This is a genomic window from Streptomyces sp. NBC_01445 (genome assembly GCF_035918235.1).
Taxonomy (GTDB): domain Bacteria; phylum Actinomycetota; class Actinomycetes; order Streptomycetales; family Streptomycetaceae; genus Streptomyces.
Window position 1 is genome coordinate 377116 of the sequence record NZ_CP109486.1, and the last position, 13264, is coordinate 390379.

Sequence of the window (13264 nt, forward strand, 5' to 3'; positions counted from 1 at the left end):
ACCAAGGCAGAGATCAGCCGACAGAAGCACGAGGACCCATTCCCGTCGCGCACTTACCCTCGCCGCGCGGTGCGAATTTGGCCCCTGAGTCCTCGCTCAGACATTCACCAGCCGCAAGGTAGCGGGGTTGCCGTACTCGGTCTACTTCTCGCACGGAACCGGTCAGTGGAAGCCGAGCATGCCCGGCGCGTTGATATCGACCGTCACTACCCCGGGCGGATAGCGGTCCTCGTGCTCGGTGAGCAGGATCGACATGCCGGTGAACTCCGCGCGCGGCAGCGCGCAGTACAGGGCGTGGCAGGTGTCCGGGCCCCCGTATCCGTCGCGGATCATGGCGCCGACGGTGGCGGCGGAGATGGTGTCGAGCGGGTCGACGGCGACGCTGGAGAAGGCCAGGACCCGGCGGTGCAGATGTGCTTCGTCGGCTTCGGCCTGCATCAGACACAGGGCCGGCAGGCGCAGCTGGTCGCCCGGGGAGGGGGTGCGGGCCATGTTGCCGGCCAGCAGGTTCAGGGCCTTATGCCCGGTCGCCAGGGCCGTGACGGCGCTGGTGTCGAGGATGATCACGCAGTGTCCTGAACAGGGTGAGCCGCCTTGGAGGCTGCGATCTTGTGGATGTTGGCGAGGACGTCGGGGGCCTGGTCGAAGTCCTCGTCGCTGAGCTCGAGGCCGATCAGGCGGCGCACGACCTCGCGGTCCGCGGCCAGCCGTTCGGCGCGCTGTGCCGCGGTGGGCTGGTCAGCGGCGAGCGCCTCGACCAGCTGCCCCAGGCTCAGGCCGCGCTCCTTTGCGAGCGTGGCCAGGTGGTCCCGCACCTCGCGCGACACCTGAATCGTCGTCGTAGCCATGCACTCACTATAGACGCTCTATAGATGCTAAGGGCCCGATGTACCGGTGCACGTGCAACCCTGCTCAGCCAGCTTGTCGCCTGGCCGGAGGTCCAGCGATCGAAGGCCCGTGTGGCTGCACAGCCGCTACCTACTCCCGCCGATGAGCGTGGCGTAGGTCCGGTGCGGGAGCGGGCCCGGGTTGGGGTCGTCGTGGTCACGGCCATAGCCCCGGCCGCGCAACAGCTGCTCATCGCCGTCCATCCAGCGTTCCAGGCGTCACCGACAACACGGGCTTGCCCAGACATCCTTGGGCTCCTTGGGCTCCTTGGGCTCCTTGGGCTTGCCCGCGTGGTCGGTCGCCACGGCGTGCCGGGGTCAGGTGCGGAAGCGGGAGAGCCAGCCACCGGCCTTCTGCGCTGCCTGCTCGGCTTCCTGCTCCTGGCAAAGGCGCTCCTGCTCCTGCCGGTCGCGTTCGTCGGCTTCGGCCTGCTGCTCGACTGCGACGGCCCGGCTCTGGCAGTCCTCGCACAGGTGCGGGTGCGACTCGGGGTTTTGCCAGTTCCGGAAGTCCGTTGCCTCCAACCGTCCGGTCGTCGGTGAACTTCCGCCCGCAGTCCGCGCACACCGGCCGCTGTGCCTCCCGCTCCGCAGCTTCCCGCTCCGCGCGGCGCTGTTGCTCTTCCCGGGCGGCTTGGCGGCTGCGGGCGAGGCCCCGCCCGGAGGACTTCCCCGCCGGCCCGCTCAGCGTCCACGTCCCGCTGCGCGACCTGCACGAGCACGCCGAGGGCGAGCGCATCCTGCGTGCGCACTTCGCGGCACTCCTGGACGGTCCGTTCACGCGCATGGCAGCGGAGTTGTCCCTGCTCCAGATCGCCGCGCTCGCGGTGGGGCTCATCCCTCGCGACCTTCTCCGGGCCATCGCCGCGGAACTCGCCGCCGTGGACGCGCAGCCCTGACCGCCTAGTAGTCCTCGGCCCTCAGGATCGCCGGCAGAAACCTGCGCTGCAATGCACCCGGTGGCAGCCGGTCGGGTTCGACGAGGGACTGCATCAATGCGCCTTCGTGGAGGGCGATGAGCAACCGGGCGAGCGAGTCGAGGTCCGGGTTCCCGTGCCGCCCGACGCGTGCGAAGAACCCCGTGAGGAGTTCGGTGAGCCGGTCCCGCAGCCGGCGATCGTGCTCGGCAAGCCGCTCAGCGGTCTGCGGGTGCCGGATCGCGTGGAGAGTGAACTCCGTGGACGCGAGGAACCACAGGCGTTCCTCGTCGCTGTTCCCGTCGCCCGTCAGGCCGTCGAGTGCCTCCTCGACCGTCGAGGCATCCGAGATCGCCGCGTCCAGGCGGGCCACCTCACGGTCGGCGTGTTCGTCGAACAGGGCGAAGAACAGGGCTTCCTTGTCCTCGAAGTTCGAGTAGAACGCCCCTCGCGACAGCCCGGCTCGCGTGCAGATCTCTTCGATCGACGCGCCGTGGAAGCCGCGCTCCGCGAACACCTCGAGCGCCGCTGCCTGCAGTCTCGACACGCTTCGCGCGCGAGTCTGCGCACCCTTCGCCATGGGCATCCTCCCCGATCCATTGACGGTGCCTGCGGCGCGTGCCAGAGTACCGGCCAGCCATAAATGAACAGGTACGTATTTTATGGAGGGCTCCATGGAGACACTCGCAGCCGACACGCAGGCGGCTCTTGGCACCGAAGAACAGATCGCGGCTCTGAATCTGCGTCCGGCCGGGCTGTCGGTCGAAGACGAGCGGCAGCTGCGCAAGCAGGAACTCGCCGCGTCGTTCCGGCTGTTCGGCAAGCTCGGCTTCGGCGAGGGAGTCGCCGGGCACATCACCGCACGCGATCCCGGCGACCCGGACCGCTTCTGGGTCAACCCGTTCGGCATGAGCTTCCGGCACATCCGGGTCTCCGACCTGCTTCTGGTCGACGGCGCGGGCAATGTCGTGGAGGGAAAGCGCCCGGTGAACCGCGCGGCGTTCTGCATCCACTCCGAGGTGCACCGCGCCCGCCCCGACGTCGTCGCCGCCGCCCACGCCCACTCGACGTACGGCAAAGCCTTCTCCAGCCTGGGAGTCCGCCTCGCCCCTCTGACCCAGGACGCCTGCGCCTTCTACGAGGACCACGGCCTCTACGCGGATTACCAAGGTGTCGTCAACGACACCGAGGAGGGCCGGCGCATCGGGCGGGCGCTCGGCCCGCACAAGGCCGTCATCCTCCAGAACCACGGAAACCTCACCGTGGGGCAGACCGTTCCGGAAGCGGCCTGGTGGTTCATCACCATGGAGCGTTCCTGCCAGGCACAACTTCTCGCGATGGCCGCCGGCACCCCCAAGCACATCGACCACGACAGTGCGGTCGTGGTCCGGGAACAGATCGGCACCCCACTTTCGGGGTGGTTCCAGCTGCGTCCCCTGTGGGACGAGATCGTCCGGGAAGAACCCGACCTCTTCGAGTAGCACATCGGCGAGCCCGCCGCCCCCGGCAAGGCCGGTCCCAGGAGGCCAGGATGAGCACACCGCAGACGAACTTGCGCGATCAGGCAGCCAGGAAAGTCATGACCCATCTCATTCCCTTGCTGATGGTCGTGTATTTCACGGCCCGCATCGACAAGGCGAACATCGCCATGGCAAAGGACTCGCTGGGGGCGGACATCGGGTTGTCCGCCGCCGCCTACGGTCTGGGCACCGGCATCTTCTTCATCAGCTACATGCTTCCGGAAATCCCCAGCAACCTCGTTCTGCACAAGGTCGGACCGCGGTGGTGGATCGGACGTATCTCCGTCACCTGGGGCGTCATCACCGCTGCCGCGATGTTCGTCCACAACGAGTGGACGCCGGGCTCTATCCGAGGCTCATGTACCTCGGCGGCGATCCACTTGCGGGTGCGGTCCAGGTCTCCGAGCTGCACACGCTCCAGGAAGCGCAGCAGGTCGAGGCGTGTCGGAGCACCGGAGTCGTTCATGTGTTCGATACTATGACTGCTCGCCGAACTCGGCAGCCAGGGGGCGAACAAAACGGAGCAGCGATGGACGTCAGCAGCACGCTGCGGATCTTGAACGTGGACCCCCGTCAGCTCCCGCCCGCTCCGGACACGACCAGTGGAGCGGAGGCCTTCGCCAGGATCGGCCGCACCTCTCAGCCGTGCGTCGCCTGCGGCCGGCCCGCGACGGCCACCCGAATCGTCGACGTCCCCCAGGCCGGCTCGCGCTGGATCGACACGTGCACGCCCCACATGATCGCCACCACCAAGACGGCCGCGACGCGCGCGCCCGAGTCGCAACCGCTGGCTACCCTTCGGTACGCGGTACGGCAGGCCTGCGTCGAGGCCGCACTCCTCACCGCCCCACTCACCGAAGCGGAGTGCGCCCATGGGTGACCACCGCTACCGCCTCACGCTCACGACGACCGGGGGCCGCACGGTCATGGATGGCCGGTGGTCGAACCTCGCAACGGCGGAGCGCAAGTTCCGATCGTGGATCGGCAGCTACAGCGCCGTGCCGAACGCCCGCATCGCACTGGCTGAGCAGGCCGCGGACACTACATGGACCGAGTTGAAGGGAAGGCGGCCGAAGAGATACTCGGGGACGTGGGTGTCGGTCTTCCAGACGAGCTCAGCGGCAGCGAACTTGACCGGCTGGCCGTGCCACTCGCGGTTGGCGTACTCGTGCAGGCTCCCCGGGTCGGACGTGGCGCGGTCGCCCCACACCGTGCTTGTGGAAGATCTGGCGTGCGATGTGGTCAGAGGAAGAACTGCACGGGGGTCACGATTGCGGCAAGGGTGAACGGCACGGTGAAGCCGAGACGGTGATAGCGGTCGCGGCGCCCGCGCAGCCAGCCCACCGCGTAGACGCCGGCGACCACGTACCCCGCGGTAAGGAACATGGCGATGACGAAGTGCCAGTACTCCGGCCCGAAGATGGGGGTGAAGACGGCCCGCCGGACATCCACGTTGACCGGGTTGCCGTCCTTGTCGAGGGAGAAGCCCTGCGGGGTGTTCATCCACGAGTTCGCGGCGATGATCCCGAAGGCTCCCAGCAGGGCGGCCAGCGGCAGCGGGGCGGCAAGCCAGAAATGAGTCCACGGCTTGAGCCGGCGCCACCCCTAGAGGTAGATCGCGATCAGGATGGCTTCCAGGAAGAACGCCCAGCTCTCGACACCGAACCCGAGTCCCGAAGACGTCTCCCCACCGTCCCATCATGCCGGGCCACAGCAGCCCGAACTCGAAGGACAGGACCGTTCCGGTGACGATGCCGACTGCGAACTGCACGGCCATCACCGCCGACCACCGCCGAGCCAGCAGCAGCGCGGTCTCATCTTTGCGGCGCAGCCCGCGGTAGTGCATCACCAGGGTGATGAACGGCAGTGCCACCCCGAACGGCACCAGCATGATGTGCGACGCCAAAGTGAAAGCCATCAGCTCTCGGGCGGGCAGAAGTTGCGGCGGGGTACTGCCGAGAAGCTGCGTGGCGATCTCCACCGCGAGTCAGCCTCCCGTCGCGAAGCCGGGGAAGAGCGTCATCCCGCCGTCTACGTAGATCGTCGAGCCGACCACATAGTCCAGGAGGTCGGAGGCGAGCACCGTCACCGCCTGCGCAATGTCGTCGGGGTCACCGACCCGGCGATACGGGATCAGTTTGAGGAGATCGGCCTCGGCCTCAGGGGTCTCCCAGGCGCTCTTGTTGATCGAAGTACGGATGGCGCCGGGGGCAACAGCGTTGACTCGGATGCCCTGGGGAGCGAGCTCCTGCGCCAGCGTCTGCATCATCATCAGGATGCCGCCCTTGGAGGCGGCGTAGTTGGCGTGGCCCGACCAGGGAATGATCTGGTGGACGGAGCTCATACAGACGATCTTCCCGGCCGCCCGGGACACCTCAGGCACCACGCCCCGGCGCACGAACTCCTTGGCGGCCTCGCGGGCGCACAGGAACTGGCCGGTCAGGTTGACCTCCAGCACCTTCTTCCACTGGCCCAGCGTCATCTCCAGGCTGGCGGCATCCCGCTGTAGGCCGGCATTGGCGACCAGGATGTCGATCGTGCCGAACTCCTGCACCATCCGCGCGACCATGGCGACGACTTGGCCCTCGTCCGAGACGTCCGCCTCGTGCGCGTACGACCGCACACCGAACGACTTGATCTCCTCCACGACCTCGTCCGCCGCCTCACGGCCGAACACGTAGTTCACGACGACGTCCGCGCCGGCCCGGCCCAGACCGATCGCGGTGGCTTTGCCAATGCCCGAGTTCGCGCCGGTCACCAGGGCCTTCTGCCCGCGCAGCAAAGGTGGCAGGGCGGGCCGCCGCTCATCCGTAGCCGAAGCCATGGTCTCTCCCTCATCGAATGCCGTTCGCTACCGCGGCACCCTTCATGCATCCGTCGGGCCCCCATGCCAGGCTCGCTGTGCGCTCATCCATCGGGCGCAACGCAGTCCCCCGTGCGGGGCAGTACGCCGTGTGTCGGACCGTCAGACGTGCCGCGTCCGGGTACACAGCGGCTGCTGCGCGGCGATGTGTGTAACCGGCCAGGCGCCGCTACGGGAACCTGGGCTGGTAAGCGGCTTCGGAGACCAACCGTGAGGAGCAGCATGGTGGGATCGGCCACGACACCGACCGTCATCGTCGTGACGGGCGTGTCCGGCTCGGGCAAGACGACGCTGGGCCGACTGCTCGCCGACCGCCGCAGTGTGCCGTTCGTGGAGGGCGATGACCTCCACCCACCGTCGAACATCGCGAAGATGTCGGCCTGCGAGCCGCTGGATGACCAAGACCGCGCTCCATGGCTCCGTGCCATCGCCGTCCGGGCCCGGATGGCGACTCAGAACGGTCAGGGCATGGTCATCTCGTGCTCGGCCCTCAAATACCGGTACCGCCGCCTCATCCGCGCGGTCGACGACGGCGTGTGGTTCCTGTACCTGACCCTGGAACCCGACGTCGCCCGGGAGCGGATCACCCAGCGGACCGGGCACTTCATGCCGGCCGCTCTCCTCGAATCCCAGTACGCGGACCTGGAACCGCTGCGGGACGACGAGCCAGGGATGGCCATCGATGCCACCCCCGGCACCGGGGAGATCATCGACGCTGCCGAAGCCGCTCTCACGGACTTCGAAACCCGCGGGCCCCACTGACTGGTGTGGGCCGCCGGGGACGAGGAACGTCAGCCACCTACTTGCCGGAGTCCTCACGTGGCGGGGCATCGGGAGGCACGATCTGGACCGGCCGTCCCCTGATGCCCTGAGAGTCCGCCGCCCGCGCACCGGCACGGCGGAGCGGGTCGGTGAACGACCTGTCGACCGCTTCGTCGACTAGGCTGAGCTCGGCGCGCAGAGCAGGCCCGCACTCCGTGGGCAGGGCTGCGAGAAGTCCCTCGAGCAGGACCCGAAGGCGGCGGCAGACCTTAACGGAGGTCGCGCCGTAATCCCGGATCTCCGTGACGGCGAACTCTACGTGACATGCAGCTTGTTGGCCAGGATCTGCGATCCCGTCGCGAGGGCTACGGTCAGGGCGATACCCAGGAGGATGTCCTCGCCGGTCATAGCGGTCGTCCTCCCCATTGGCACATGGAGCCGGTGGGATTCGACCGCGCCCGCACGCACCGCGCCCCCTATGACCGCCGGACACAGCTCCTATCACCCGATTGGCTCTGCGAGCCGGTCGCACTTCACCGCGGGACGATCGTCACGGTGTTCTCCAAGCGCTCCCCGGCCAGATAGCGCAGCACCTGATCGCGGATCAGGCGCAAACGTTGTTGCTCAACGCCAGCCCCCTGAAGGTGCTGCCTCGGGCCGTCATATCGACCGCGGAGGGCTAGGGTTGCCCTACCCCGGCCGGGGCGAAGAGCGCCGCGCCGACAATGCCCGCATCGTTGAACAGCTGAGCCGGCACGATCTCGGTCCTGAGCTCGATGTGCGGCAGGAACTTGTCGGCCTTCTTGCTGACGCCGCCGCCGATGATGATCAGGTCGGGCCACAGCAGCCGTTGGACAACCTCGAGATACCTCTCCAGACGGTGCGCCCACTTCTTCCAGGACAGGTCGTCGTGCTCGCACACCGACTCCGCGGCCCAGTCCTCGGCATCCCCGTGGTGCAGCGGCGGGTGCCCCAGCTCGCTGTTGGGCACCAGGAACCCGTCGGCCCCTTCCCGGCGCCGAAGCGCATCTCGGCGATCCCGGCCGCGTCGGCGTCGTTCACCACCCTCACATCGCGGCCGGTCACTCGTGCGAAGAGCTGGGCCGCGTCCGTCTCCATCCAGGCCGGGTCGATATTGGACGTCGTCTGGACTCTGCCGCCCCGGATGACGGCCGGGAGCGTCAACCCGACCGGTCCTGGGACACCGATCTGGGAGAGCACCGTCACGACCACGTCCGCGACTGCCCCCGGGGTCGCCGGATGCGGGGTCGGGATCCGAACCCGCTCACCGACGAGGCTGCCGAGCTCGAGGTCGACCGCCGCTCCCTTGATACCGGTGCCGCCGATGTCGACTCCCAGCACGTGGGCCGCCGCATCGTGAATTTCCTGCGCCACTGCCCGCTCCCCTCAGGGGCTGGCCCAAAATGTGTTGTGTGAATCTTGGACGCTAGGCCCTCACGAGCTTCGTCACGTAATTCCCAATTTTCACACATACCCCCAACATTCTCTACGTCACCTTTATCAGGTTATATCGAAGATTAGGGGGTATATCCAATACTTGCGTACCCACAAGGGCATTAGCGTTCCCCTCCGTTCGAGAGGAACGCGACTGCGACTCACGCCAGCCGCGACGGCACCCTCCAGCAACTTTCGGAAATCAAGCCGACCGGGAACCCGTCCCGCAGGTCCCCCGCATTCATGAGCCGTCGCCCCCGGGTCCCCGGGGCCGCGACCAGAGCTTACGGAGGCGTGATGCCAACCCAACCGATCCGCCTGCTTCTTGCCGATGTCGACGGCACATTGGTCACGAGCGACAAGGTCCTCACCGACCGCGCCGTCCATGCGGTCCACAAGCTCCACGACGCCGGCGTCCTCTTCGCGGTGACCAGCGGGAGACCACCCCGCGGCATGGCCATGATCGTCGAGCCCTTGGCGCTGGTCACTGAACTCGCCGCCTTCAACGGTGGTCTCATCGTCAACCCGGACATGACCGTTGTCGAACAGCACGTCATTCCCGTGGAGGTAGTGGCCCCGATTGTCGCGCTGATGGAGTCGTTCGGCCTCAGCGTCTGGATCTACCGGGGCGCCGACTGGTACGTCCGCGACGTGAAGGGGCCCCATGTGGATCGCGAGCGCTGGACGGTGCAGTTCGCGCCCACGCTCGTTCCCGACTTCGACGGGCTTGATCAGGGCGCCGCCAAGGTCGTCGGGGTCTCCGACGACCACCAGGTCGTAGAGGCGGCCGCGGTCGCAGCTCGCGCGCAGTTCGGCGAGCATGTCTCGGCCGCACGCTCGCAGCCCTACTACCTCGATGTGACCCATCCGCAGGCCAACAAGGGCGGTGTCGTCAGGTACTGGTCCGCCAAGCTCCGGATTCCCCCCGAACAGATCTCCACGATCGGCGACATGCCCAATGACGTGCTGATGTTCGCCCACTCGGGACTGTCCATCGCAATGGGCAACGCCAGCCACGAGGTCCAGCGCGCGGCCAGGCGGGTTACGACGAGCAACGAGGAGGAGGGTTTCGCGCACGCGGTCGAGCGGTTCATCCTATGACCCCGTCACTGCATGCCAGGGTCTGGCTGCCCTGAGCCTGAGACCCGGCCTGGTGCAGGAGGAGGACATCCATGAGCGTCGAGCATGAGAAGCGGCTTGCCGCCGAGACCGCGGCCGAGCTCATAGAGGACGGCATGACCGTCGGCCTCGGCACCGGCACCGGCACCGGCACCGGCACCGGCTCCAACGTCACCTACCTCCTGCCTGCGTTGGCCCGCCGCGGGCTGTCACTGCGGGTGTGTCCGCGGCGACGCCGCGGACAGTGGAGGCGGCCCTGATGCTCGATCTGCGGGTAGGGCATGCGTCAGCGCCCGGTTGACGACGGCGAGGCCCCGTGCCGACGTCCTCACGGGGCACGGCGGGCCATGGGATCATACGGGCGGCCCGGCACTTGGCGGCCTGCCGCAACTACTGCTCCCCCGCGGGCCGGGCATCCCGGTCCGCGTGGCTGTTGTGAGCCTTATCTGTGACCGGCCAGGACCGAGGTGGTGTCGGCGGCGTGGGTGTACCCGGCGCGTTCGAAGTTCTTTCGATCCCGGTGTACGCCAGTACGTGCCCGCCGGTGACCCGCCAAAATTGACCACGACCGAGACGCCCGACACCCTGTCCCGGATTCTCGACTACCCCGGTCGACCGCGCGCGACCAGGCAGCAAGCATCACGTCCTCACCGACGGCCAGGGCATCCCACTCGCGGTGTCGCTGACCGGCGGAAACCGCAACGACGTCACTCAACTGCTGCCCCTGCTCGACAAGATCCCACCCGTCGCTGGTGTTGTCGGCCGACCGCGACGGCGACCAGACATGCTCTTCGCCGACCGCGGCTACGACCACGACAAGTACCGGCGGCTCCTCTGGCAGCGCGGTATCCGCCCAGTGATCGCCGAGCGTGGCCACCCGCACGGCACCGGCCTGGGCGTCTTCCGCTGGGTCGTCGAACGCACCATCTCCTGGCTGCACGGCTTCCGCCGCCTACGCATCCGCTGGGAACGCCGCGACGACATCCACGAGGCCTTCCTCGGACTTGCCACCTGCCTCATCACCCACCGCCACGTCCAACGCCTTTGTTAGGACCTCTTAGTGTCTCGCTCACCCGAGTGGCCCTCTCATTTATCACCTGCAGAGTTACAGACAGGGCCAGAAATTCTGGGGCGACGCGGGCATGGACGCCATGTAGTCCGCCTCCACCATCAAGATCATCGGGTCCGAAATCGATGACCCCGACTTCGCGGACAAGCTGTCCCGGCTGATCGGCGACCACGACGTCGAGGCGACGTCCACCTCGACCTCGGAGTCCGGCAAGTCCACATCCGTGTCCATGCGACAGGAACGCATCCTCGCCGCGGACGCCATCGGTGAACCCGACTCGGCGGCGCGGCGGTATTCGGCGTTGATGCGCTGGGCCTCTTCGAGTTGGTCCTCGAGGACGATGATGCGGCAGGCGGCCTCGATGGGGGTGCCCTGATCGACGAGTTCCCGGGCGCGCGCGGCGATGCGCAGCTGGTAGCGAGAGTAGCGGCGGTGGCCGCCCTCGGAGCGCAGCGGGGTGATGAGACGGGCTTCACCGATGGCACGGAGGAAGCCCTGGGTGGTGCCGAGCATTTCGGCGGCCCGGCCCATCGTGTAGGCGGGGTAGTCCTCGTCCTCGAGACGGTCGAACGAGTCGTCTGCTGTCATTTGCACCTCTCCGTGGAACACGCTTGAGGGGCCCTGGTGCCAAATGGCACCAGGGCCCCGAAGGAACATTCACACCATCTGCCGGCCCCGGAACTGCGCCGGCCTTCTGTGTCCGCTGACCCGACCTGGGAGTCGTCGGGGACACGGGGATCGCGGTTGCTTGACCGGAGACCACCTCACTATCGATGTCCTGCGGTACCCGGGCTCAACACTCCACCCGGGCGATCCTGATGGCGCTCGTTCCTCCGTTCTTCCCTCGGTGATCAACCACTCACTAAACAGGGGGACTTGATACTGCTGGTACTGCGCTACTGCGTACTGCTGGTGTTGCGAACTGCTCAGTGACCTGTGACAGCGCCACCTTTTCGGCAGCCAGCCCCGTCGCCCATCCTGCGTCTGCTCTGGCTTAGAACCCCACTGCCGAACCTCCCGGTGCGCGCGCCCGCAGCCGACGCCTTCACCGAGGTACTGCTCACAATTTCACTGCTGGGTACTGCGAACTGCACTGACGGGTACCGTCACTTGACCGCGGTCCCGCCGACGGCGGCCCCTGATCACTGCGAGCCACCCGGTCCGGTCGTCAGCCCCGTCGCCGTCCTGCAACCGCTCTGGCTTCGGAACTCCACCACCGCACCGTCCTACGCACTGCAACTTCTGCACCACTGCCTGGCAGTTCGTCTCTGCCGGGCCCTGCCGACTTCTGGCTACGAGAGAAACCATAACCACACCGCCACTCAATGTCTACTCCGGCCAACATAGATTTCCGCGTGTTCGACGGTGAGGTAATCAGCCTCGAACAGTGACGGGCAGACTCAAGGGCTGCCATCGCCGAGTGTCGACTAGGGACCGCAGACTGGGGCGCAAACAACCGGGCAGCCAGGGTCCGGCATCGCGGATCCAGAAGGCCGCGAGGCCGACCTGGAGTGTCAGCCGGCCCGGTTCTTCGGATCTGGACTGTCCGCCTGGCCGCGGCGCCGAACGCGCCACACGATGAGCCCGCCCACCACGATCACTGCGACGGCGATGGCAACGACGCGGCCGGCAACCGCCTCGACCCGCTGGTAGGCGGAGCCTGCGAAGTAGCCCAGCAGGGTGAAGCCGACTCCCCAGACCAGGCCGCCGAGGGCGTTGAAGAGGAGGAAGCGGCGGTAGTCCATGTGGGAGATATCGGCGAGCGTCGGCATCATAGTGCGAAGAAGGCGATGAAGCGGCCCAGGAAGACCGCTTCAGGGCCGGCCCAGGGACGCTGCTCGCCGACTCCGGTCCGCCCCGTCGCACTCAAACCGCCGGTGGCGACTCCTACACCACGGCGCGGCCTGGTCGTCGTCGAGGTCCTGGCGGGGTCAACCCGGCACGCAGTGGTGACTGTGATGTGGAGCAGGCAGCCGCATTGGACGGCGGTCACGGCCGGGCGAAGAGGGCTTGTAACGAGGACGCCTCGTAGCTTGTGTGGTGGGGTGTCTGGACGGGCTTTGCGTCGTTTGCCGGTCATGACCGACACCGCTGCGCCGCTCTCGGCGCAACTGCGCCATCTGATCGAGAGTGACCCTGCTGCGGCTCGTCAGGCCATCGACGGTCTCCTGCTGGAGTTGCATTCGCTCACGACGACGGCGACGCGGACCGCTCGCAAGACTGGCGTGAACCTTGAGCAAGTCGGCCGGGCGCTACGGCGCGTTGATGAGGCCGTGGTGCTCCTGCATGAGGCCGCCGATCTGCTGCTCGGCGCGCTCGCCGACACCGGACGTACGAGGACGTAGGGCTTCATCGCATGCTGCGGCCACCGTGGCTCTCGTTCGCGGTTCGGCGCTCGGGGCCCCGCGCGCGGCGCAGTCCGTACCTCCCATACGGCACGCGGTGCAGCAGAGCCCCAGGGCCACGCTCCGTGCGGATAACAAGCGGCTGGAAATGGCGGCACAACAACGGCAGTGAGGCTGCGTCTGTGGCCAACCGCCGGGATCCGCAGCGACTCCAGGCAATATCTGCGCCGGCGAGGTCAGAGTTTGACGGACCACGCGGTGAGAGTTTTTGCCGCAATGGGCAGAGTGGAATTATTCAACGCACGACGGCCGTTGCGGCGTGCTACT

At 67.4% G+C, this 13264-nt stretch carries 15 protein-coding genes and 6 pseudogenes; 10 read left to right on the plus strand and 11 right to left on the minus strand.

Going from position 1 to position 13264, the window contains the following annotated elements; translation table 11 throughout:
• Window positions 1-162: 162 nt before the first annotated feature.
• From OG574_RS49845 to OG574_RS49855, 3 genes are all read right to left on the minus strand, one after another.
• Window positions 163-567 (minus strand): hypothetical protein, encoded by a 405-nt coding sequence (locus tag OG574_RS49845; RefSeq protein ID WP_326779008.1) that lies wholly within the window; start codon window positions 565-567, stop codon window positions 163-165.
• Entirely contained in the window at window positions 564-848 is a 285-nt protein-coding gene (locus tag OG574_RS49850) for a hypothetical protein (RefSeq protein WP_326779009.1), read from the minus strand. Before OG574_RS49850 ends, OG574_RS49845 begins: the two co-directional genes overlap by 4 nt.
• A 357-nt stretch (window positions 849-1205) precedes the next feature.
• Window positions 1206-1412, minus strand: coding sequence for a hypothetical protein (locus OG574_RS49855; protein WP_326779010.1), 207 nt, complete (start codon window positions 1410-1412; stop codon window positions 1206-1208).
• 14 nt (window positions 1413-1426) lie between these two features.
• On the opposite strand from OG574_RS49855, the gene OG574_RS49860 reads away from it, so the two are divergent.
• On the plus strand, window positions 1427-1786 hold the full coding sequence (locus tag OG574_RS49860) for a hypothetical protein (protein ID WP_326779011.1): 360 nt from the start codon (window positions 1427-1429) through the stop codon (window positions 1784-1786).
• Window positions 1787-1790: 4 nt separating this feature from the next.
• Here OG574_RS49860 and OG574_RS49865 read toward each other — a convergent pair whose 3' ends face one another.
• Window positions 1791-2384 (minus strand): TetR/AcrR family transcriptional regulator, encoded by a 594-nt coding sequence (locus tag OG574_RS49865; protein WP_442816973.1) that lies wholly within the window; start codon window positions 2382-2384, stop codon window positions 1791-1793.
• Between the two features lie 94 nt (window positions 2385-2478).
• On the opposite strand from OG574_RS49865, the gene OG574_RS49870 reads away from it, so the two are divergent.
• The 3 genes from OG574_RS49870 to OG574_RS49880 are packed head-to-tail and all read left to right on the plus strand — an operon-like array spanning window position 2479 to window position 4204.
• The gene (locus OG574_RS49870) at window positions 2479-3285 is read left to right on the plus strand and encodes a class II aldolase/adducin family protein (protein WP_326779013.1); all 807 of its coding nucleotides are present in this window, start codon (window positions 2479-2481) and stop codon (window positions 3283-3285) included.
• A 50-nt stretch (window positions 3286-3335) separates the two neighbouring features.
• Window positions 3336-3806 carry a hypothetical protein gene (locus OG574_RS49875; protein WP_326779014.1) on the plus strand — a complete coding sequence of 157 codons (471 nt, stop codon included), beginning with the start codon at window positions 3336-3338 and terminating at the stop codon, window positions 3804-3806.
• Between the two features lie 47 nt (window positions 3807-3853).
• Complete coding sequence (locus tag OG574_RS49880; RefSeq protein ID WP_326779015.1) at window positions 3854-4204, plus strand: hypothetical protein; 351 nt, start codon at window positions 3854-3856, stop codon at window positions 4202-4204.
• Window positions 4205-4387: 183 nt separating this feature from the next.
• Here the strand turns inward: OG574_RS49880 and OG574_RS49885 are convergent.
• Window positions 4388-5260, minus strand: a pseudogene (locus OG574_RS49885) (cytochrome ubiquinol oxidase subunit I); the annotation flags it as partial.
• Window positions 5261-5311: 51 nt separating this feature from the next.
• On the minus strand, window positions 5312-6148 hold the full coding sequence (locus tag OG574_RS49890) for an SDR family oxidoreductase (protein WP_326779016.1): 837 nt from the start codon (window positions 6146-6148) through the stop codon (window positions 5312-5314).
• Between the two features lie 261 nt (window positions 6149-6409).
• Between OG574_RS49890 and OG574_RS49895 the strand changes: the two genes are divergently transcribed.
• Window positions 6410-6949: a gluconokinase gene (locus tag OG574_RS49895; protein ID WP_326779017.1), complete on the plus strand. Its 540-nt coding sequence runs from the start codon at window positions 6410-6412 to the stop codon at window positions 6947-6949.
• Between the two features lie 679 nt (window positions 6950-7628).
• Here the strand turns inward: OG574_RS49895 and OG574_RS52975 are convergent.
• Together OG574_RS52975 and OG574_RS52980 are read right to left on the minus strand one after the other, a co-directional pair.
• Window positions 7629-7940 (minus strand): hypothetical protein, encoded by a 312-nt coding sequence (locus tag OG574_RS52975; protein ID WP_442816981.1) that lies wholly within the window; start codon window positions 7938-7940, stop codon window positions 7629-7631.
• Between the two features lie 68 nt (window positions 7941-8008).
• Window positions 8009-8344 (minus strand): annotated as a pseudogene (locus OG574_RS52980) (ROK family protein); the annotation flags it as partial.
• Window positions 8345-8701: 357 nt separating this feature from the next.
• On the opposite strand from OG574_RS52980, the gene OG574_RS49905 reads away from it, so the two are divergent.
• Both OG574_RS49905 and OG574_RS49910 read left to right on the plus strand, forming a co-directional pair.
• A complete protein-coding gene (locus OG574_RS49905; protein WP_326779018.1) occupies window positions 8702-9505 on the plus strand; it encodes a Cof-type HAD-IIB family hydrolase in 804 nt (267 codons plus the stop codon).
• A 71-nt stretch (window positions 9506-9576) separates the two neighbouring features.
• Window positions 9577-9783: a hypothetical protein gene (locus OG574_RS49910; protein ID WP_326779484.1), complete on the plus strand. Its 207-nt coding sequence runs from the start codon at window positions 9577-9579 to the stop codon at window positions 9781-9783.
• Between the two features lie 182 nt (window positions 9784-9965).
• Here the strand turns inward: OG574_RS49910 and OG574_RS49915 are convergent.
• Window positions 9966-10037: pseudogene (locus OG574_RS49915) on the minus strand (GNAT family N-acetyltransferase); the annotation flags it as partial.
• Between the two features lie 93 nt (window positions 10038-10130).
• On the opposite strand from OG574_RS49915, the pseudogene OG574_RS49920 reads away from it, so the two are divergent.
• Both OG574_RS49920 and OG574_RS49925 read left to right on the plus strand, forming a co-directional pair.
• Window positions 10131-10574 (plus strand): annotated as a pseudogene (locus OG574_RS49920) (IS5 family transposase); the annotation flags it as partial.
• A gap of 46 nt (window positions 10575-10620) precedes the next feature.
• A pseudogene (locus OG574_RS49925) lies at window positions 10621-10857 on the plus strand (TraM recognition domain-containing protein); the annotation flags it as partial.
• On the opposite strand, the pseudogene OG574_RS49930 reads toward OG574_RS49925, so the two are convergent.
• Window positions 10857-11180: pseudogene (locus tag OG574_RS49930) on the minus strand (MerR family transcriptional regulator); the annotation flags it as partial. The pseudogenes OG574_RS49925 and OG574_RS49930 sit on opposite strands and share 1 nt — an antisense overlap.
• Before the next feature lie 926 nt (window positions 11181-12106).
• The gene (locus OG574_RS49935) at window positions 12107-12367 is read right to left on the minus strand and encodes a DedA family protein (RefSeq protein WP_326779019.1); all 261 of its coding nucleotides are present in this window, start codon (window positions 12365-12367) and stop codon (window positions 12107-12109) included.
• A gap of 303 nt (window positions 12368-12670) precedes the next feature.
• On the opposite strand from OG574_RS49935, the gene OG574_RS49940 reads away from it, so the two are divergent.
• Window positions 12671-12937: a hypothetical protein gene (locus OG574_RS49940; RefSeq protein WP_326779020.1), complete on the plus strand. Its 267-nt coding sequence runs from the start codon at window positions 12671-12673 to the stop codon at window positions 12935-12937.
• Window positions 12938-13264: the final 327 nt, after the last annotated feature.